Genomic DNA, 18792 nt, shown 5'->3' on the forward strand with positions numbered 1-18792 from the left:
CTGGCTAATCGGCGGCCTGGGAGGCCATGGACACGGCGGTGATGGAACCATCGCCCACGCGAATGCGCAATTGCGCGCCGGGCGGTGATTGCTCATAAGAGCTAACGACCTCCGGATCGCTGCCATCTTTGGGCAAGACCTGGACAATAGAATACCCACGGGCAAGCGTCGCCGAAGGACCTAAAGCAGAAACCCGCGCGCGAAGGGACTCCACGTGCCGGGTCTCGCGGTCTAAGAGCACCCGCAGTTCGCGGCGCATGCTCGTGCGCATGCGCTCGACCTCTTCGCGCCGGGCGCGGATCGGTGTCATCGGATCGGCCAATACCGGCCGGGAGCGGATATTATCCAGTCCACGGCGCTCGCGTTCGACCCAGCCGCGCAACGCCGCCGCCATGCGGGAACGCGCCTCTGCAATAATCGCTCGTTCTTCTGCCACGGAAGGCACCACGCGCTTGGCGGCATCCGTGGGCGTGGCCGCGCGCAAATCTGCGACATTATCCAGCACCGGGCTGTCTGGCTCGTGGCCAATCGCGGAGACCACCGGGGTGCTGGCAGCCACGACGGCGCGTTGCAGGGCTTCTTCAGAAAAGGGCAAGAGATCTTCGACGGAACCGCCGCCGCGGGCGATGATGATGACATCAATCTCCGCATCGGCGTCCAGCTCCTGCAGGGCCGAAATCACCTCGGGGACGGTATTGGCCCCCTGAACCGGAGTATTAATGACCCGGAATTGCACGGCCGGCCACCGGTCGCGGGCGACTGCCATGACATCGCGCTCGGCGGCAGAACCGCGGCCGGTAATTAGGCCAATCTTCTCTGGGAGGTAGGGAAGCGGGCGCTTGCGTGCGGGATCAAAGAGGCCTTCGGCGGCGAGCTGTGCGCGCAGTTTTTCGATGCGCGCCAATAAATCGCCGATGCCCACGTGCCGGATCTCCGTGGTCCACAGGGAAAAGGATCCGCGGCCAGCATAAAAGGCGGGTTTGCCGTGTACGATGACGCGGTCGCCATCTTTTAGCGGCGTGGGCAAGTTGTGCAGCATTGAGGAAGAGCAGGTCAATTGCACCGACTTTTCCTGCTGCACATCGCGCAGGGTGAGGTAGGACAGCTTCCAGGTGGGCTTGTAATTGATCTGCGTTAATTGGCCTTCCACCCACAGGTATCCAAGGCGCTCGATCCATCCCTTCACCTGGTCATTGACCTGGCCCACGGGCCACGGGGTCTCTGGAGTATTTGCCGGTTGATTCACGCAGCCACCCTTTCCATCTACAGCGCCATACGGTGCCCTTTAGTGTAGGTGCTCAAGGCACGTGGCGCCCCGCTTGGGTGGCCTAGATGGGCGCTTTCCCTGCTGGATAGCCCTTACTATTGTTTTGCTTTACCTTTCGATACTCTGGGAGGCATGACTGATGGTAAAAATGTTCTCCTCGCGGCACCGCGCGGTTACTGCGCTGGAGTGGACCGCGCCGTCGAGACCGTAGAAAAGGCGCTAGAAAAATACGGCGCACCCATTTATGTGCGCAAGCAAATCGTCCACAACCGTTATGTCGTTGAATCTTTGGCCAAGCGCGGAGTCATCTTCGTTGAAGAGGCCGCCGAGGCCCCGGAGGGTGCTCACCTCGTCTTTTCCGCCCACGGGATCTCCCCGGCGGTGCGCAATCAGGCGCAGGAGCGCAAGCAATTGACCTTGGACGCTACCTGCCCCTTGGTGACTAAGGTGCACAAGGAAGCCCAGCGTTTCGAGCGCGATGGTTACCACATCCTCCTCGTGGGCCACGAAGGCCACGAGGAGGTAGAAGGCACCGCGGGCGAGGCCCCCGATGTTACGCATCTGGTCGATGGCGTCGACGGCGTGGACAAGCTGCCAGACTACCTGCAGGATGAGAAACTCATCTGGATTTCGCAGACCACACTCTCGGTGGATGAGACCGTTGTCATCGTCAATAAGCTGCGTGAGCGTTTTCCGCACCTAGAAAACCCGCCGTCAGATGATATCTGCTACGCCACTCAAAACCGGCAAGAGTCCGTCAAAGCCATTGCACCGAAGTGCGACCTTATGATCGTGGTGGGGTCTAAGAACTCGTCCAACTCCGTGCGCCTCGTAGAAGTCGCGCTCGAGGCGGGTTCACGCGACTCCCACTTGGTGGATTTTGCCGACGAGATCGATGAATCGTGGCTAGACGGCGTAGAGACCGTTGGCGTGACCTGTGGCGCCTCCGTGCCAGAACTTCTTGTGCGCGAGGTGCTCGAATACTTGGATGAGCGCGGCTTTAATGACGTGGAGCAAGTGACCACCTCCACCGAATCCATTACTTTCGCGCTGCCGCGCGATCTGCGTCCTGCCCGCACCTAGCGCTGCAACGCCTAAAACGACAACAACCGTGAGCCTGGTGGCCTCTTAAAGAGTGCCGGGGCTCACGGTTTAGTTTATTCGTAGAGGTTATCGTCCCAACGCTGCTTCTTGGCAGTGTCTTTTGTCGAGGAAGCGGGATCTGGTTCGGGGGCCGGTGGTATCACGTCCCCTGCGCGCCGGTGCGGATCCGGTTGCAAGCGATTTTCGCGTTCCGCCTGTTGCTCGCGACGGCGCTCTTCTCGGTCGCGGCCACGGATGCGGTCCTGCGGCTTCCGCGGAGGTTGCGCCTGTGCGTGTGATCTGCGGCGGGAGGCGCGTGGGGAGGGGGCCTGCGGGTTTTCGGATCTATTGCGCGCCATGAGTTCCGCCACGGAAAGCCGTTCAGCGCGGTTCTGGCGATCCCGCTTCATGTCCGCGCGCCGCGCGACCTTTTGCTGATTCACAGCGCGTTGGGCGGCCTTGCGGAAGCGCATCCAGCGCAAGACGCCGATTGCGGTCGCGCCGAGAACCGCGATAAGCAACCACAGGAAGTTCTGGACCAGCGGATACACGGAGGTCAGCAGGGACGTTTTAGAAAAACTGGTGCCTTCCGGAGCATTGGACTTGGTGATGAAGATTCCCGCCGTCACCACGGTTACCGCGTACAAAATGGGGATGGACGCGATGGACAGGAATAATCCCCGCTCCTCAACGATGAGCGCTATGAGCAGGGAGCTGATGATGAGAAAGGCAAAGTACATCCAGCCTATGGAGCCGGCAAGAATGGAAATCAATGCGCCGGTGAGCAAAAGTGCCGCCAATAGCCCAAGGCCCTTCAGCAGCGAGATGCTCGGCATGCTCAGGCTTTGCGCGGCGGTAGGCTTTCGTTGTTTGGCTAGTGACACGTCGCAAAATCCTACCGTCTGGCGCGGGCCAATGGCTATATCCACGCAGTAAAACTGCCTAGATTTTAAGAAGAATTTGTCCCGCGCGGCCACGTATCAATGGGGGAGGGCTCGCGCGGCGCTCTGTTCGTGCGGCCGGGAATCTCCATTTCGTGCAGCTTGCGGGCGGTCACGCCCACGCGCGAATCAAGCGAGGAGAGCGTGGAATTATAGGCTTCTACTGCCTTTTCGAGTCCTTGGCCCACCTTGCCATAGTGCTCCGAAAGGGTATTGAGCCGCGAATAGAGCTCACGTCCCAAGCGTTGGACTTCTTTTGCCTTGGCGGAAATATCTTCCTGGTGCCACCCCATAGCTACCGTGCGCAAGAGCGCGAAGAGTGAGCTCGGGGTCGCGATGACGACGTTGCGTTCAAAACCGAACTCGATGAGCTCAGGATCGACCGATAACGCAGCATCGAGGAAAGGATCCGCGGGTACGAAGAGCACCACGAATTCCGGGGTGGGTTGGAAGGCCTCAATATAGTCTTTGTGGGATAGCGCCTGGATGTGACTGCGCAGCTGATGCGCGTGGCGGCGCAGGTAGCCGGCGTGTTCTTCTGGATCGTCGGTTTCTAGCGCATCGAGGTATGAAGAGAACGGAACCTTGGCATCGACGATGATATGCCTGCCACCGGCCAAGTTGATGAGCATATCTGGGCGCACGATGCGGCCGTTTAAGGGGGCAGAGACTTGGGAATCGAAGTCCACGTGCCGTCTCATGCCGCCGAGTTCGACGACGCGCTCTAGCTGGATCTCGCCCCATCGCCCGCGCACATTGGGCGAGCGGAGGGCCGTAACGAGCTGATCCGTGCGCTCCGTGAGTTGGGACGAGGTGCGGGTCACCGCCTGCACTTGGCTGGACAGGGAGGCTAAGTGGGCGGTGCGGTCTTCTTCCAGTTCTTGTAGCTGGAATCCGAGCCTATCCATGGCCTTTTCTAGCGGTTGCAGCTCGGCCTGGCGGCGTTGGGATTCTTGCAGCGCCCGGTGCTCCTCGCTCGGCGCGGAGCGGGAAGCGGAATGAGAGTGGGCCAGCCATCCCAGAACGGCACCCAGTAGGAGACCGATAAACAGCAGCAGCATGGGCAAAGTGGATGTCATGGAATCCACTATGACACGTGCTGCCGACACGGCACACTATTTATTCGAATCTCCGTTCAAGAGATTTTCGAAGGCATCCCGCGCGCGGCGCAGGTTGGAGCGCATGCTTGGCTCGTCATAGTCCTCCGGGGTGGAATCGACATCGACGGAGTCATCGAGCGTGGTGGAGTCGCCATCGGAAGCCGCATCGGCGCCGGCGATATCGGGGCTGGCGTGTTCTGGAACATTGCGCCATTGCTCGCGCTTGTATTGCGCTTGCTCTTCGGTATAGCGGCCGATGAGATAGCCCGCGACGGTGGAGTAGTTGAGCTCGGAGGAGTGTTTTTCCCCGGACTGCAGCTTCATCATGTCCTGCACGTAGCGATAGGCAACCGCGATCATGGCGGCGGTCGGCACGGCCAGGAATCCACCGATGAGTCCAAAGAGCGCGGAGCCGACGATGACGGAGACCAAAACGATAACTGGGTGCAGGTTCATGGCCTTTGCCTGCAGCCACGGCGAGAGTACATTGCCTTCAAGCTGCTGGACCAAAATAACGAGGCCCAAGACCAACAGTGCTTGGGTAAAGCCCAAAGATACCAAGGCGATAACCACTGCGAGCGCGCCAGAGACAATGGCGCCGACGAACGGGATGAAGCCGGCGATGAAGGTAATGATCGCCAGGGCCATCGCCAAGGGCACGCCGATAAGCACGAGGCCGAGGCCGATAAAGATGGCATCGATAAGCGAGACCACTGCCTGCGCCCGAATGAATCCGCCCAGGGTATTCCAGGCGCGCGTGAGCAATTCTGTGAGGTGCCAGCCGGCGCGCCGGCCGGTGGCATTGCGCAGCCACGGCAGGAATTTGGTGCCGTCTTTCAGGAAGAAGAAGGTGAGCACCAAGACGATGAACACCGTGACGAAAAATGAGGTGGCATTGCCGATGCCCGTAAATACGGACCCGGCGATAACGCCCGCACGCTCCTGCAACCAGCCTGCGGCCTCGTCGATATAGGTGCTCATATCGTCGCTATCGAGGTTCAAGGGTGGGCCCTGGGCCCACACCTGGAGCTGCTGGATGCCGGAGACCGTTTGCAGGTAGAGCGACTGGGATTGCCGCATGAAATCCGGTGCCACCGAGGCGATGAGCCCACCGACGGCGGCCGAGGAGATAAGGATCGTCACAATCGCCGCCAGGCCTGCAGGCAGTCCTTTTGTTCGCATCCAACGCGCCATGGGGTGAAGCACGGTACAGATAATAAGGGCCAAGAGCACCGGCAGGATGCCCTGCCAGAAGCTACCCAAGACGTGATAGATCGCAAAAAGGAAAACGCCGATGATTAGCAGGCGCACGGCCCACAGGGAGGTCGACTTCACCATTTCGCCCGCGATGACGGAGCGATCGACCTGATTGCCCGGGGGATGCGGCGATACATCGTCCAATTGGCTGGTGTCGAAGTCACCGTCTATTTTATCGCCCGGGCTTGCCTGCGGCTTTTCGGGTGTTGGTTGCTTATCAGAACTCACCCCACCATCTTGCCTTATAACGCGGTAGGTGCGTTAGGATTAGCCCCGTGAGTCTTACACTAGGAATCGTCGGCTTGCCCAATGTGGGCAAGTCCACTTTGTTTAATGCCCTGACCCGTTCCGAAATCTTGGCGGCCAACTACCCATTCGCCACCATCGAGCCCAACGTCGGCTTGGTGGAGCTGCCGGATCCCCGTTTGGACACCCTCGCTAAGATGTTCAACTCCGAGCGCATCTTGCCGGCGACCGTGTCCTTCGTGGATATTGCCGGCATCGTCGCAGGTGCCTCGCAGGGCGAGGGTATGGGTAACGCCTTCCTAGCTAATATCCGCGAGGCCGACGCTATCTGCCAGGTGGTCCGCGCCTTTTCTGATGACAATGTCATCCACGTCGATGGCCAGGTAGATCCCGGCAACGACATTTCCGTTATTAATACAGAGCTGATTCTGGCGGATCTGCAGACCATCGAGAAGGCCCTGCCGCGCCTAGAAAAAGATGCCCGGAAGAATAAGGACCTGGCACCTGTGGTGGAGGCAACCAAGAAGGCGCAGGAAATCCTGGAGGATGACCGCACCCTCTTCGCCGCCGCCAAGTCCGGCGAGATTGATCTTTCCCTCGTGCGCGAGCTGCACCTGATGACGGCTAAGCCCTTCCTCTACGTCTTTAACTCGGATGAGGCTGTGCTTACCGATGCCGCCAAGAAGGACGAACTGCGCCAGCTCGTCGCCCCAGCAGATTGCGTCTTCCTCGATGCACAAACCGAGTCCGAGCTCTTGGAGCTGGATGAGGACGAGGCAAGCGAGTTGCTCGAGGCAGTAGGCCAAGAAGAGCCCGGCTTGGCTACCTTGGCCAAGGCCGGATTCTCCACCTTGGGACTGCAGACCTACCTCACCGCTGGTGAAAAGGAAGCCCGCGCGTGGACCATTAAACAAGGCGCTGCCGCCCCTCAAGCCGCCGGTGTTATTCATACCGACTTTGAAAAGAAGTTCATCAAGGCGGAAATCGTCTCCTTTGACGATCTCGTTGCCGCCGGCTCCATGGCCGAGGCGCGCGCCAACGGCAAGGTCCGCCAAGAAGGCAAAGACTACATCATGCACGATGGCGACGTGTGTGACTTCAAGATCGGTGGCTAAATCCTAGCTTGTTGCAGGTCGCGAAAGTAAACGTGGCGAGTGCGCGAATGTAGAGTTATCCTATTTGCGTACCCAACAACAATAAGGAGGTCATAATAATGGCTGAGCTAGAAAACAAGACGATTGCAATCATTGCTACCAATGACTTTGAAGACTCCGAACTGACCTCTCCGCTAGAGGCCGTGCAGAAGGCCGGCGCTACCGTGAAGGTTCTGGCGCCTAAGGCTGGCACCATTACGGGCAAGAACGGTACCGAGATTAACGTTGATGCTACGACCAAGGACTCCGAGGGTGAGACCTTCGACGGCATCATCTTGCCTGGCGGCACCAATAACGCTGACCTCATCCGCTTGGACGAGGCAGCCGTTAGCATCGTGCGTAAGCACATGGGCGAGGACCGCCCCTTGGGCGCCATCTGCCATGGCGGTTGGATCCTAGCCGATGCAGATGCACTCAAGGGCCGTACCTTGACGTCCTTCCCGTCCCTGCAAACCGATCTCCGCAACGCAGGTGTTACCTGGGTTGACGAGGAGGTCCACTGCGACCAGGGCTTGGTCTCCTCCCGTACCCCGGACGACCTGCCTGCATTCAACGCTAAGTTGGTCGAAGAGTTCGCAGAGGGTCAGCACTAAATTAGGCTAGCCCCTTCATTACTCCCTACGAGCCAGATGGTGAGAAACCTTCTGGTTCGTAGGGAGATTTTTCGTCTCTAGCGGCTGCAAGGGCCCATGAGAGGATCCAGGCATTGGCTGTATTTTTCCCCTTCCCTCTGTCTGCTAACCTATGACCTCAGAAGGGGAGTAGTTCCTACGGCGCCTATTGCGCCGCGATGACTGGTCGACACACTGGCTTCAAAGCCCGGCCACTCAGCATCGATGCCTTTGATGCGAACGAGACCTTCGGACTGATTTTGGTTGCCGAAGGGAGAGTAGTAGACCTTGTCTTCTCTAAGTTCTGAGCAGCGCATTTTAGAGCGCTTTATGATGTTGTCCATCGCCGCGGCGGTGGCGACGATTATCTTGAAATCCCTGGCGGCTTGGCTAACGGGCTCGGTAGGTTTCTTCTCTGACGCCCTTGAGTCCCTCGTGAACCTCGCAGCCGCCATCGCGGGCTATTGCGCCTTGCGCATTTCCGCCAAGCCCGCCGATCACAATCACCACTTTGGACACGGCAAGGCCGAGTATGTGTCCGCGTTGGTAGAAGGCGCGATGATCTTCCTCGCCGCAGGGGCCATCATCTACACCGCGATCCAGCGCCTCATTACTCCCCAGCCCGTTGAAGAAGGCGGCTGGGGCTTAGCGCTGTCGCTCTTGTCCTCGCTGCTCAACTTGGGCGTCGGCTTGGCCTTGATTAAGGCGGGCAAGCGCTACCGTTCCGCGACGCTGAATGCCGATGGCCACCACCTGCTTACGGATGTGTGGACCTCTGTCGGCGTCCTCGCAGGCATGGCTGCGGTGTATCTTACGGGCTGGCTGTGGCTCGACGCGCTTGTAGCCTTGGCCGTTGGCATCAATATCTTGTGGACGGGATTTAAGATTTTGCGCGAATCCGTCAGCAGCCTGCTTTCTGAAGCCCTCCCGGAAGAAGAGCAGGATCAGATTTGGGATCTCTTAACTGAACTGGAAAAAGAAAAGGCCGTGACCTTCACGGACCGGCGCACGGTAGCCTCCGGCAGGCAAAGAATGGTCTACCTGACCATGGAGGTGCCGGCGAACTGGAGCGTTTTATACTCGCACGAGATCGCCGACGACGTCGAAGTCGCCCTCGACCAGCTTTTCCCCGGATGCAGCGTGTTTATCCACGTGGAGCCAGCCGGCGTCGCGCATCGCCGCCCACTTCCATTCCGGCAATAAATAAAGGCCCAAGGCGTACTGCCCTGGGCCTTCGTTCGCGATTTATTAAGCGTTGACGCTTACTTCCTCGTCGGAATCTTCCTCCATGATGTGCTTGACGCCATTTTCGGCTTCATCCCAGACCTCTTGGTTCTGGATGCCTGCGCGCTTGGCGACGACCGTCGCACACAATGCCTGACCCGTGACGTTCAGCGCCGTACGGCCCATGTCAATGATGGGCTCGACGGCCAGCAGCAAACCGACGCCAGCCAATGGCAGTCCCAGCGTGGACAGGGTCAGCGTGAGCATAACCGTCGCGCCAGTGGTACCCGCGGTAGCAGCAGAACCAATAACGGAGACGAAGATGATGAGCAGGTACTGCGTGAAGTCTAGGTCTACGCCGTAGAATTGCGCGACGAAGATCGCAGCAACAGCAGGGTAGACGGAGGCGCAGCCATCCATCTTCGTAGTAGCGCCGAGGGGCACTGCAAAGGACGCGTACTCGGTGGGAACGCCCAAGGCGCGTTCGCTAAAGCGTTGCGTTGCGGGCATAACACCCATGGAAGAACGGGTGACAAAGCCCAAGGAGGTTACCGGCCAGATGCGCTTGTAGAAGCCCTTGACCGGAATATTGTTGAACTTCAGCACCGCAGGGTAGACCACGGCGAAGACGATGGCCAGACCCACATACATTGCTAGGACGAACTTGCCCAGCGAGCCAAGTGCGTCCCAACCATAGGTAGCAACGGCCTTACCGATAAGAGCTGCGGTACCAATCGGTGCCAGGCGGATAATCCACCACAGGACCTTCTGGATGACCTTGAGGAAGGACTCCGTAAAGTGCAAGAACGGATCGGCTGCCTTACCGGTCTGTACGGCGGCAATACCAATGGCTAAGGAAATAACCAGCAGCTGAAGCGCACCGAAGTTGAGGGTAACTTCGCCATCGCTAGCAGAGGCCGTAAGCCCGATGAAGTTTTGAGGGAGCAGCTGCTCGAAGAAGGCAGTCCACGAACCGACGCTCGATGGATCCTTTGCAGCGGATGCATCGACGCTCGCGCCGGCACCGGGCTTCATGACCAATGCCACGACGATGCCCACGATGACGGAGAAGAACGCCGTAATGGCGAACCACATCAACGTAGAAACGGCCAAGGATGCGGCATTGGCAACCTTGCGCAGGTTAGCCACAGAGGTGACCACCGCGGCGAAGATGAGCGGCGGAACCATGACCTTCAATAACTGGACATAGGCGCCACCCACACCGCTGAGCAGGTTGGTCAGCCACCCTGGATTATCAGGATCGGTATCCATGCCAGATGCGATCAGTCCCAGGATAAGGCCGATGATAAGGCCCGCAATGACTTGCGCGCCAAACCCCGTTGCCCAGCTAGGGAGCTTGGAGCGAGAGGAAACTTTTTGTGTCATAGAACGTCCTTTAGAAATCAACTGAACAGGTCTGACTATTTTCTTAGTACGGTTCTGTTCAACTTCGACCAGTCTTACTTTATTCCATGCGTCAAACCACAAGGAAAAAGGGTCTCGTTTCCAGCTGCGATGCCGTTAAGACTGCTTTGTAGACTAAGCAGTTCAGCACCCGTGTACGCTCTCACCCACACCGCATTCCTCAGCCCACGCCCTTCATCCCTGCCCTGTAACCCATCACCTCCTCAACCCGCGCCCCGCCCTTCGCGCTCACCGCGAGCCTCATTTCTGCCAGTGCTCCCATCCCCCGTGAGCGCGAAGGGCAGGGGAGAAGATGGAGCTAACAAGATGCTGGGTGTACCCAATAGGTAGCCCGTGAACCTCCTGGTACCTTTACTCTTATTTCTTTTACAGGAGGTAGAGGCGTGGGCTGGATAAAGCCATTAATTGGCGTTGCCGTACTCGGTGGCGTGGTGTCGATGGGAGTCGGTGCAGCGAATAGTGATGAGCGCGCAGTGGTTAATCGCGTCATCGATGGCGACACCATAGACGTCATGCTTGATGGCGAAAAGACGAGGGTTCGACTCCTTAATATCGATACTCCCGAAATCGGGCGCAACGGGAAGCCCAGCGAGTGCTTAGCGGAAGAAGCTAAGGAGTACCTCGAAGGTCGATTGCCACAAGGAACCGAGGTGACACTGGAATACGACGAGGAGAAGACTGATAAGTATGGGCGCACATTAGCCGGTGTCTTTCTTGGAGGCGATCTCGTAAATGCAGACATTGCTGCTGAGGGGCTTGCGGTTGCCAAAAAGATTGGCGCTAATGGCAAGTTCTATAACGAGGTAAAAGAAGCAGAAAGCGGTCCGCGGACTAAGGGCACGGGAGTCTTCGGGGTTTCCGATGAATGCCAAGTATCCAGCGATGAGGATATGGCAGAGTCACTTCAACAAGCTGAAAGTGCTACGGCTGCTGCCGCTGGGATCGGAATTATTGCTGCCAACATCGATAGCGACGATGACGGTGGGGCCGCAAAGGCTCTTGCCCAGATTTACGCTGCCCGGAAGGGGCTGGAAGCCTTGCGTGGACGTAGCGATGATCGCAGTGAGTTCCAAAAAGCCGCTTATCCAGAAGCTCCAGAGCGCTTGGCAAAACAGATGGAGAAGGAACTATCTGAGCATGAAGAAGAAATTGAGGAACAGGTAGAGACCGCCAAGCGGGAAAAGGAAAGAGAAGAGGAGCGAAGGGAACAAGAGCGCGAGCGCCAGGAAGCAGCTGAGCGAGAAGCGGCGGAGCGAGAGGCCGAGCACGAGAGGCGACTGGCAGAAGATGCACATGTAGACGCCACAGCGCCCGCCGCAGGGTCTAATTTGAACACGGGCGGAAGTCAGTACGTCGCCCCGCAGCCGCAACAGGCACCACGCGTGGATACCTACACCGGGTGCCGTGCATACGGCGGCAATTACGCCTTAACCTCTGTGGATAAGAAGGGCCGTGCTTACGCGAAGATTGATTGCACGACCAAGCAACAAATCGGCTAGCTGCTCAGTTTTCATCACCCCGCCCTTCGCGCTCACCGCGAAGACCAGACGGTCTGAGCTAGCGCTTCCACGTGAGCACGAAGGGCGGGGGTGGGGAGGCGCACCCTAGAATCCGATTTAGCGGACTGCCCGTCCGCTCGAATTTGTTCACTTCACCTTCGCGCTCACCGCGAGCACGGCGCCCCGCTAAAGGCCGCCGCCGGTGAGCGCGAAGGGCGATGGGGCACTACGAGGAAACTAAGAGAACCGCGTGAAATCACAGCAGCGGGGCGCCGTCAGCTGCCATACTGGAATGATGAAGATTCTGGTAACTGCTTTTGATGCCTTTGGTGGCGAAGAAATTAACCCTACGGAACGCGCGCTGGATAGGCTGCCGGATGAAATCGGCGGCGCGCAGATTATTAAGCACCCTGTGCCAACGGTATTCGGTGAAGCGTTGAAGCAGGCCATTGCTGTGGCCGAGAAAGAAAACGTGGACGCGGTGGTCTGCCTGGGACAGGCCGGCGGGCGGGGCCATATCACTCCGGAGCGGGTGGGCATCAACTTGGCGGATGCTTCCATTCCGGATAATGCGGGTAACCAGCCCAGCGATGAACCAGTGGTTGAAGGCGGCCCGGCCGCGTACTTTTCCACCCTGCCAGTCAAGGCAATGGTTGCAGCGATTCAGGAGGCCGAGATTCCAGCGCAAGTCTCGACCACGGCGGGAACATTCGTCTGCAACCACCTGCTCTATGGCCTGCTGCACCATTTCAAAGATACGCAGGTAAAAGCAGGATTTATCCACGTTCCGTTTATTAAGGAGCAGAATAAGGAAAACAGCCCGATGCTGGAGCTCGCGGACGTCGTGCGGGGCGTGGAATGCGCGATTAGCGCCGTGGCGAAAAGCGCTTAGGGTCGCCTTGCTAGAGAAATTTTCCGCCCAAATATAGATTTAAAGTCATGTCTCGCTTAAGTCCTCTCAACTGGCCGGTGGTGCGCCAGCTGCGTAGTGGCGATCCCTTTGGCAGGGATATCAATACGCAATCAACCAAGAGTAAGGAAAAGCACGGGCGCACGGTGGAAGCTGACCGCGTGGTGCAATCCGTGTGCCCATATTGCGCGGTAGGTTGTGCCCAGCGCGTATACGTTAAAGATGACCGGGTCATCCAGATTGAGGGCGATCCGGATTCGCCGATTTCGCGCGGGCGTTTGTGCCCCAAGGGCTCGGCATCGGAGCAGTTGGTCAACTCCGCAACGCGTTTGACCAAGATTAAGTACCGCGCACCGCACTCCACCGAGTGGCAGGAGCTGGATGAAGACACCGCAATGGAGATGATCGCGGATCGCTTCGTGGAGGCACGCCGGAAGGGCTGGCAAGACACCGATGACTCGGGACGGACGCTCAACCGCACGATGGGTATCGCTGGCCTTGGCGGCGCGACCTTGGATAATGAGGAAAACTACCTCATTAAGAAGCTTTTTACCGCTGCCGGTGCGGTGCAGCTCGAAAACCAGGCGCGCATATGACACTCCGCCACAGTTCCTAGTTTAGGAACTTCGTTTGGCCGCGGCGGCGCAACCCAACCGCTGCAGGATATGGCGAATGCTGATTGTATCGTCATCGAGGGTTCGAATATGGCCGAGTGCCACCCGGTGGGATTCCAGTGGGTCGTAGAAGCCAAAAAGCGTGGTGCCCGCATTATTCACGTGGATCCGCGGTATACGCGTACCTCTGCGTTCTCTAACCGCCACATTGGCATTCGCGGCGGTACCGACGTGGTGCTGCTGGGTGCGGTCATTAACTACATGCTCCAGAATGAGCTGTACTTCCGCGATTATGTCGTCGCATATACCAATGCGCCGATGATCATCTCGGAGGATTACCAGGACACCGAGGAACTGGACGGGCTGTTTTCTGGCTATGACCCGGAAACCGGCACGTATGTGACCGATTCGTGGCAGTACGTGCAAAAACCGGAAGGCTCTTCTTGGAATGTGGAGCGCGATGACACTCTGGAGCACCCGAATTCGGTCTTCCAGATTCTCAAGCGTCACTATGCGCGCTATACCCCTGAGCTGGTAGAAGAAACCTGCGGCATCGCGCAGGAAGACTTCTACTACCTGGCGGATTCCATTGCGCAGAATTCCGATCCGGAACACACCACGTGTTTCGCTTATGCCTTGGGATTTACCCAGCACACCTTGGGAGCGCAGTTCATCCGCACCGCTGCGATCTTGCAGCTCTTGATGGGCAATGTGGGCCGTCCGGGCTCCGGAATCATGGCCCTGCGCGGGCATGCCTCCATTCAGGGATCCACGGATATCCCGACGCTCTTCCACTCCCTTCCCGGCTACCTGCCCATGCCGAGCGTGGAAAAGCAGACGTGGCCGGAATTCGTGGATGAGATCCGGGATGAGTCCCAAAAGGGCTTCTGGCAGATTGGCGAGAATTACGCCGTGTCCTTGATGAAGTCCTACTGGGGAGATGCGGCGACCAAGGAAAATAACTGGGGCTATGACCTCATGCCGCGCATTTCCGGCGCGCATTCCACCTACGAAACCCTGCAGGCCATGCTTAATGGGCAGGTAGATGGCTACTTCGTCTTTGGCCAGAATCCGGCGGTGGCGCAGTCTAATGGTGGCATGCAGCGTCGCGGTTTGGCATCGCTGAAGTGGCTAGTGGTGCGCGATTTCCAGGAAATCGAAACCGCATCGTTTTGGAAGGATGCGCCGGAGATTAAAAACGGCGAGCTGAAGACGGAAGACATCGAGACCGAGGTCTTCTTAATGCCCGCAGCTACCCACGTGGAAAAGGCCGGTACCTTTACCCAGACCCAACGCATGCTGCAGTGGCGCTTCCAAGCGGCGCCGCCGCCAGGCGATGCCAAGAGCGAGCTGTGGTTCTTCTACCAGCTGGGTAAGAAGCTGAAGGAACGCCTGCGCGATTCCACTGATCCGCGCGATCTCCCGCTTCAGAAGGTGACGTGGGATTACGTGGAAAATGAGGAAGGCGAACCGAACTCCGAGGATGTCCTCAAGGAGATCAACGGCTACTACCTCGATGGGCCCAAGAAGGGTGAGCTTTTGCCCACCTTCGTGGAGATGAAGAATGACGGCACGACCTCCGGCGGCTGCTGGATCTACACCGGCGTGTACAAGGACGGCGTTAACCAGTCCGCGCGCAAGGTCCCGGGTTCGGAGCAGAACGAGGTCGCGCCCGAGTGGGGCTGGGTATGGCCTGCTAACCGCCGCATTTTGTACAACCGTGCATCGGCCAAGCCGGATGGCACCCCGTGGTCCGAGCGCAAGAAGTACGTGTGGTGGGACGAGGCCCAGGGCAAGTGGGTAGGCGATGACGTCCCTGACTTCCCGGTGACGAAGTCGCCCGAGTACAAGGCTCCCGCCGATGCCGTCGGTCCGGACGCCCTTGATGGCACGGACGCCTTCATCATGCAGGCGGACGGTCGCGGGTGGCTCTTTGCGCCTTCCGGGCTTTCCGATGGCCCTTTGCCCACCCACTACGAGCCGCAGGAGTCTCCGGTGACCAACGTGCTGTATAAGCAGCAGCAATCGCCGACGCGCTTGACCATCAAGCGCCCGGATAACTTGCAGCGTCCAGAACCGGGCATGCCCGGTGCGGAGGTTTTTCCGTTCGTATTTTCTACCTATCGCCTCACGGAGATGTACACCTCGGGTGCGATGTCGCGCCGTCTGCCTTATCTGGCGGAGCTGCAGCCGGGCCTATTCTGCGAGGTGGATAAGGACTTGGCCGCAAAGCGCGGCTTGGAAAATGGCGAGTGGGCGACGATTATCTCGCCGCGCGGCGTGATTGAGGCGCAGGTCTTGGTCACCGATCGCATGCAGATGCTGAAGATTAATGGGGAAGAATTCCACCAGATTGGCCTGCCCTTCCACTACGGCGAGTCCGAGACCACCGCTGTGGCCGGTGACGGTGCCAACGATCTCTTGGGTCTTACGCTCGAGCCGAATGTGTTCATTCAGAACTCAAAGATCGGCGCCTGCGATATCCAGCCGGGCCGCCGGCCAAGGGGAGAAGGCCGCTTGAAGCTGCTCAAGCAGTATCAGGAGCGGGCGCAGTTGAGCGTTGATTCCGGCAATGATTTGTTGTCGGTTCCTGACTCGTTTACCTATAACCCCGAGCCTGAAAAGCATGGTCAGTCTGGGGCGGATAGTAGTGATGATGAGACGGCAAGCGAAGGCGAAGAAGGTAAGTAAATGACTAATCTACTGACCGAGGACGCGGGCCGGCACGGCTATGATTCCTACCGCCGCATGGCCTTTTTCACCGATACGTCCGTGTGCATCGGCTGCAAGGCCTGCGAGGTGGCGTGTAAGGAATGGAACCGCAACCCGGTAGAGGGATATGACGTCACCGGTAATTCCTATGACAATACCGGCGCGCTAGGTGCAAATACGTGGCGCCACGTGGCCTTTGTGGAACAAAACAATGACCGCATCGAAATGGCTCGTGAAGAGGGAAAACAGCTTATTTCCCTTGGCATGCCCACCATCGGTGGAAAGCCTGACGAGGTCGATACCACTCCGCCTGATACGGATACGTTCCGGTGGTTGATGTCCTCGGACGTCTGCAAGCATTGCACGCATGCAGGGTGTTTGGATGTGTGCCCAACGGGTGCGCTCTTCCGCACCGAGTTTGGCACCGTGGTCGTCCAAGATGATGTGTGCAATGGTTGCGGAACCTGCGTGGCGGGGTGCCCCTTCGGCGTCATCGAACGCCGCGATGACGGCGGGGTGTCGTTGAAATACGATAAGACCGCGACGGTGGATTATCAGGATAATTCGCACGCCGGCATCAATGTGCTGAAAAAGCTCAAGCAGCGCAAACCCCAAGGCACGGATCACACGCCGGGCGAGGCGATGCCGATTAAGAATGTGGGCGTCGCCCAGAAGTGCACCATGTGCTATGACCGCCTGAAACAGGGCGAGCAACCGGCCTGTTCCAAGACGTGTCCCACGGATTCCATCCAGTTCGGTACCTATGAGGACATGCTGGCCGCGGCGAGGGATCGTGTGCGCGCCCTGCACGAACAGGGCATAACGGAGGCGCGGCTCTATGGCGCCAATGATAACGATGGCGTGGGCGGAACCGGCTCTATCTTCTTATTGCTGGATTCGCCAGAGGTCTATGGCCTGCCGCCGGACCCGCGCGTGCCCACCGCGGATTTGCCGAGTATGTATAAGACCGCGGCCAAGGCCATCGGCGGGATGGCGCTGGCCGTGGCGGGTTCCTTTTTGATTGGAGGGCGCAAATGAGCGGTTTTGATGAGTACCGGCCACCGCAGCCGGAGCGGCCGAATCGCTACCGCAACTTCGATGGGCCGAAGCGCAAGAAGAAGCGCAAGCGCCCGGGTGCGGGTGCGCAGGATGGCTCCAAAGAGGAGCGGATGGCCGAAGACTTCGAGTTTTCTTCCTATTACGGCAGGCCGGTAGTCAAGGCCCCGCCGTGGGAGTGGCCCATCGGTGGGTATTTCTTCTTGGGCGGCATTGCCGGCGGTTCGGGCCTTCTCGCCACCGGTGCACAGGCCGCAGGCAACGCACCTTTGCGCCGGACCACGCGGGTAGCGGCCTTTGGCGCGGCGGCCGCCGGTTCGGTCTTTTTGATTTTGGATCTGGGCCGGCCGGAGCGCGCGTTGAATATGTTCCGCGTCTTCAAAGTGACCTCGCCGATGTCGCTCGGATCCTGGCTGCTTGCGGGCTTTTCCACCGCGGCGGCGATTCCGGCTGTGGTAGAGGTTGATAACGCGACCAAGCGGAAGCTGCCGCTGCCGAAGTGGCTACGCGCGAGCCTGGGCAAGGCCGCAACTCCGGCCGGGGTGATAACCGGCCTGCTCGGTGGCCCGCTAGCCGGATATACGGCGGTATTGCTGTCCAATACGTCCAACCCGGTGTGGAATGACATGAAGCGGCACCTGCCCTATGTCTTTGTATCCTCTGCCTCGGCAGCGGCCTCTGGCTTGGCCATGGTCACCACCCCGGTGAAATACGCCGGTCCCGCCCGCGCCTTGGGCATGGCGGCCGCGGCCAGCGATATCGCGGCGACGAAGGTGCTAGAACACAATATGGAGCAGGAGCCGCGCGAGGAATTGCATCGCGGCACGCCGGGAAAGCTCATGCGCGCCTCGGAGTACTTGATTGCCGCTGGCGGTGTGGGCAGCGCGGTGGCAGCAGCGACGAAGTCCCGCGCCGTATCCGTGGCTTCGGGCCTGGCCTTGATGGCCGGATCCGCGTGCACGCGCTTTGGCGTGCTCAACGCGGGCTTGGCGGCGGTCAAGAACCCGGCCACCACGATGGGTCCGCAGAAGCGCCGCGCGGAGCGGCGCCGGCGCGAGCAGGGGCTTGCCACCGACGTACTCAGCGCAGGCTAGCGAGGACTGGCCAGGCTTAGTCGAGGTTGGCGAAGGAATCGGCGAGTTCTTCACCGATCTCCTGCATGCGCGATTGCTCGGCCTCTAAGGACTCGGAATCGCGGTGGAGATAGTAGTTCACCGCAGCGTCATGCACCGTGGTCACGCAGGTGGTTGAGACGGCATCCTCGACCTCCCAGGCCGAGCAATAAAAATGCCGGTCCGCGGCGGTGAAATCGAACGGCTTGTACTCATTTCCCGCGCGGCCTTGGGCGGCATTTTGCTTGTCGATGTCCTCATTGACCAGCTCCAAGTAGCGCTCCGCCGCCGCATCTGGGTCATCGGGGCATACGGCCTCATTATCGGATTCGTATTTCGTGCCCAGCACGCTAATCTTTTCCGGCGAATCGCCGCCGTAGAGCACGGAGAAGGAGTCATCCTCATCGCTGGTGGAATCGGGATCCTGGTTAGCGCCGATCAGGGTGTCTGGCAGGGAAGTACGCAGCTCCGATAATTCGATGGGCGAGCAGCCGCGGTTGGTGGTCCCGTCGGCGCAGGCGACAAGGCTCGCACCGAGGGCGAGGGTGACAAGGGGCAGGCTAAAAAGGCGGTGGTTCATC

Annotated in this window: 15 protein-coding genes; 9 read left to right on the forward strand and 6 right to left on the reverse strand. The window is 59.1% G+C overall.

Annotated features, from left to right (window positions below; all coding sequences use genetic code 11):
• Positions 1-4: 4 nt before the first annotated feature.
• Complete coding sequence (gene xseA / locus ABRP87_RS03495; RefSeq protein ID WP_349867762.1) at positions 5-1246, reverse strand: exodeoxyribonuclease VII large subunit; 1242 nt, start codon at positions 1244-1246, stop codon at positions 5-7.
• 153 nt (positions 1247-1399) lie between these two features.
• Between xseA and ABRP87_RS03500 the strand changes: the two genes are divergently transcribed.
• The gene (locus tag ABRP87_RS03500) at positions 1400-2350 is read left to right on the forward strand and encodes a 4-hydroxy-3-methylbut-2-enyl diphosphate reductase (RefSeq protein WP_349867763.1); all 951 of its coding nucleotides are present in this window, start codon (positions 1400-1402) and stop codon (positions 2348-2350) included.
• Between the two features lie 74 nt (positions 2351-2424).
• Here the strand turns inward: ABRP87_RS03500 and ABRP87_RS03505 are convergent, their stop codons facing one another.
• From ABRP87_RS03505 to ABRP87_RS03515, 3 genes are all read right to left on the reverse strand, one after another.
• The gene (locus ABRP87_RS03505) at positions 2425-3234 is read right to left on the reverse strand and encodes a DUF6542 domain-containing protein (protein WP_349867764.1); all 810 of its coding nucleotides are present in this window, start codon (positions 3232-3234) and stop codon (positions 2425-2427) included.
• A gap of 65 nt (positions 3235-3299) precedes the next feature.
• A complete protein-coding gene (locus ABRP87_RS03510; RefSeq protein ID WP_349852566.1) occupies positions 3300-4370 on the reverse strand; it encodes a DNA recombination protein RmuC in 1071 nt (356 codons plus the stop codon).
• A 36-nt stretch (positions 4371-4406) separates the two neighbouring features.
• Complete coding sequence (locus ABRP87_RS03515; RefSeq protein WP_349867765.1) at positions 4407-5876, reverse strand: AI-2E family transporter; 1470 nt, start codon at positions 5874-5876, stop codon at positions 4407-4409.
• 47 nt (positions 5877-5923) lie between these two features.
• On the opposite strand from ABRP87_RS03515, the gene ychF reads away from it, so the two are divergent.
• The 3 genes from ychF to ABRP87_RS03530 all read left to right on the forward strand — a co-directional run bounded on the left by ychF (position 5924) and on the right by ABRP87_RS03530 (position 8862).
• Positions 5924-7009 (forward strand): redox-regulated ATPase YchF, encoded by a 1086-nt coding sequence (gene ychF, locus ABRP87_RS03520; RefSeq protein ID WP_349867766.1) that lies wholly within the window; start codon positions 5924-5926, stop codon positions 7007-7009.
• Between the two features lie 98 nt (positions 7010-7107).
• Positions 7108-7641: a type 1 glutamine amidotransferase domain-containing protein gene (locus ABRP87_RS03525; protein WP_349867767.1), complete on the forward strand. Its 534-nt coding sequence runs from the start codon at positions 7108-7110 to the stop codon at positions 7639-7641.
• A gap of 306 nt (positions 7642-7947) precedes the next feature.
• Positions 7948-8862 carry a cation diffusion facilitator family transporter gene (locus tag ABRP87_RS03530; RefSeq protein WP_490290484.1) on the forward strand — a complete coding sequence of 305 codons (915 nt, stop codon included), beginning with the start codon at positions 7948-7950 and terminating at the stop codon, positions 8860-8862.
• Positions 8863-8907: 45 nt separating this feature from the next.
• Here ABRP87_RS03530 and ABRP87_RS03535 read toward each other — a convergent pair whose 3' ends face one another.
• Positions 8908-10269 (reverse strand): dicarboxylate/amino acid:cation symporter, encoded by a 1362-nt coding sequence (locus tag ABRP87_RS03535; protein WP_278723989.1) that lies wholly within the window; start codon positions 10267-10269, stop codon positions 8908-8910.
• A gap of 422 nt (positions 10270-10691) precedes the next feature.
• Between ABRP87_RS03535 and ABRP87_RS03540 the strand changes: the two genes are divergently transcribed.
• From ABRP87_RS03540 to nrfD, 5 genes are all read left to right on the forward strand, one after another.
• Complete coding sequence (locus ABRP87_RS03540) at positions 10692-11807, forward strand: thermonuclease family protein (protein ID WP_349867768.1); 1116 nt, start codon at positions 10692-10694, stop codon at positions 11805-11807.
• Positions 11808-12057: 250 nt separating this feature from the next.
• Positions 12058-12699, forward strand: a complete 642-nt coding sequence (gene pcp / locus ABRP87_RS03545; protein WP_349867769.1) for a pyroglutamyl-peptidase I — start codon at positions 12058-12060, stop codon at positions 12697-12699.
• Positions 12700-12746: 47 nt separating this feature from the next.
• On the forward strand, positions 12747-16022 hold the full coding sequence (gene fdnG / locus ABRP87_RS03550) for a formate dehydrogenase-N subunit alpha (RefSeq protein WP_349867770.1): 3276 nt from the start codon (positions 12747-12749) through the stop codon (positions 16020-16022).
• On the forward strand, positions 16023-17081 hold the full coding sequence (locus ABRP87_RS03555) for a 4Fe-4S dicluster domain-containing protein (protein WP_349867771.1): 1059 nt from the start codon (positions 16023-16025) through the stop codon (positions 17079-17081). It begins immediately after the preceding gene.
• A complete protein-coding gene (gene nrfD, locus ABRP87_RS03560; protein ID WP_239275748.1) occupies positions 17078-18193 on the forward strand; it encodes an NrfD/PsrC family molybdoenzyme membrane anchor subunit in 1116 nt (371 codons plus the stop codon). Before ABRP87_RS03555 ends, nrfD begins: the two co-directional genes overlap by 4 nt.
• A 16-nt stretch (positions 18194-18209) precedes the next feature.
• Here nrfD and ABRP87_RS03565 read toward each other — a convergent pair whose 3' ends face one another.
• Complete coding sequence (locus ABRP87_RS03565) at positions 18210-18791, reverse strand: hypothetical protein (protein ID WP_023028603.1); 582 nt, start codon at positions 18789-18791, stop codon at positions 18210-18212.
• Position 18792 lies beyond the last annotated feature (1 nt).

It is taken from the genome of Corynebacterium sp. KPL2830, from assembly GCF_040225635.1.
Taxonomy (GTDB): domain Bacteria; phylum Actinomycetota; class Actinomycetes; order Mycobacteriales; family Mycobacteriaceae; genus Corynebacterium.

Excerpts from the sequence above, each read along its gene's own strand:
- ABRP87_RS03500 (WP_349867763.1), top strand. The coding sequence starts at position 1,400 with ATGACTGATGGTAAAAATGTTCTCCTCGCGGCACCGCGCGGTTACTGC.
- ABRP87_RS03510 (WP_349852566.1), bottom strand. The coding sequence starts at position 4,370 with ATGACATCCACTTTGCCCATGCTGCTGCTGTTTATCGGTCTCCTACTG.
- ABRP87_RS03525 (WP_349867767.1), top strand. The coding sequence starts at position 7,108 with ATGGCTGAGCTAGAAAACAAGACGATTGCAATCATTGCTACCAATGAC.
- ABRP87_RS03535 (WP_278723989.1), bottom strand. The coding sequence starts at position 10,269 with ATGACACAAAAAGTTTCCTCTCGCTCCAAGCTCCCTAGCTGGGCAACG.
- ABRP87_RS03555 (WP_349867771.1), top strand. The coding sequence starts at position 16,023 with ATGACTAATCTACTGACCGAGGACGCGGGCCGGCACGGCTATGATTCC.
- nrfD (WP_239275748.1), top strand. The coding sequence starts at position 17,078 with ATGAGCGGTTTTGATGAGTACCGGCCACCGCAGCCGGAGCGGCCGAAT.
- ABRP87_RS03565 (WP_023028603.1), bottom strand. The coding sequence starts at position 18,791 with ATGAACCACCGCCTTTTTAGCCTGCCCCTTGTCACCCTCGCCCTCGGT.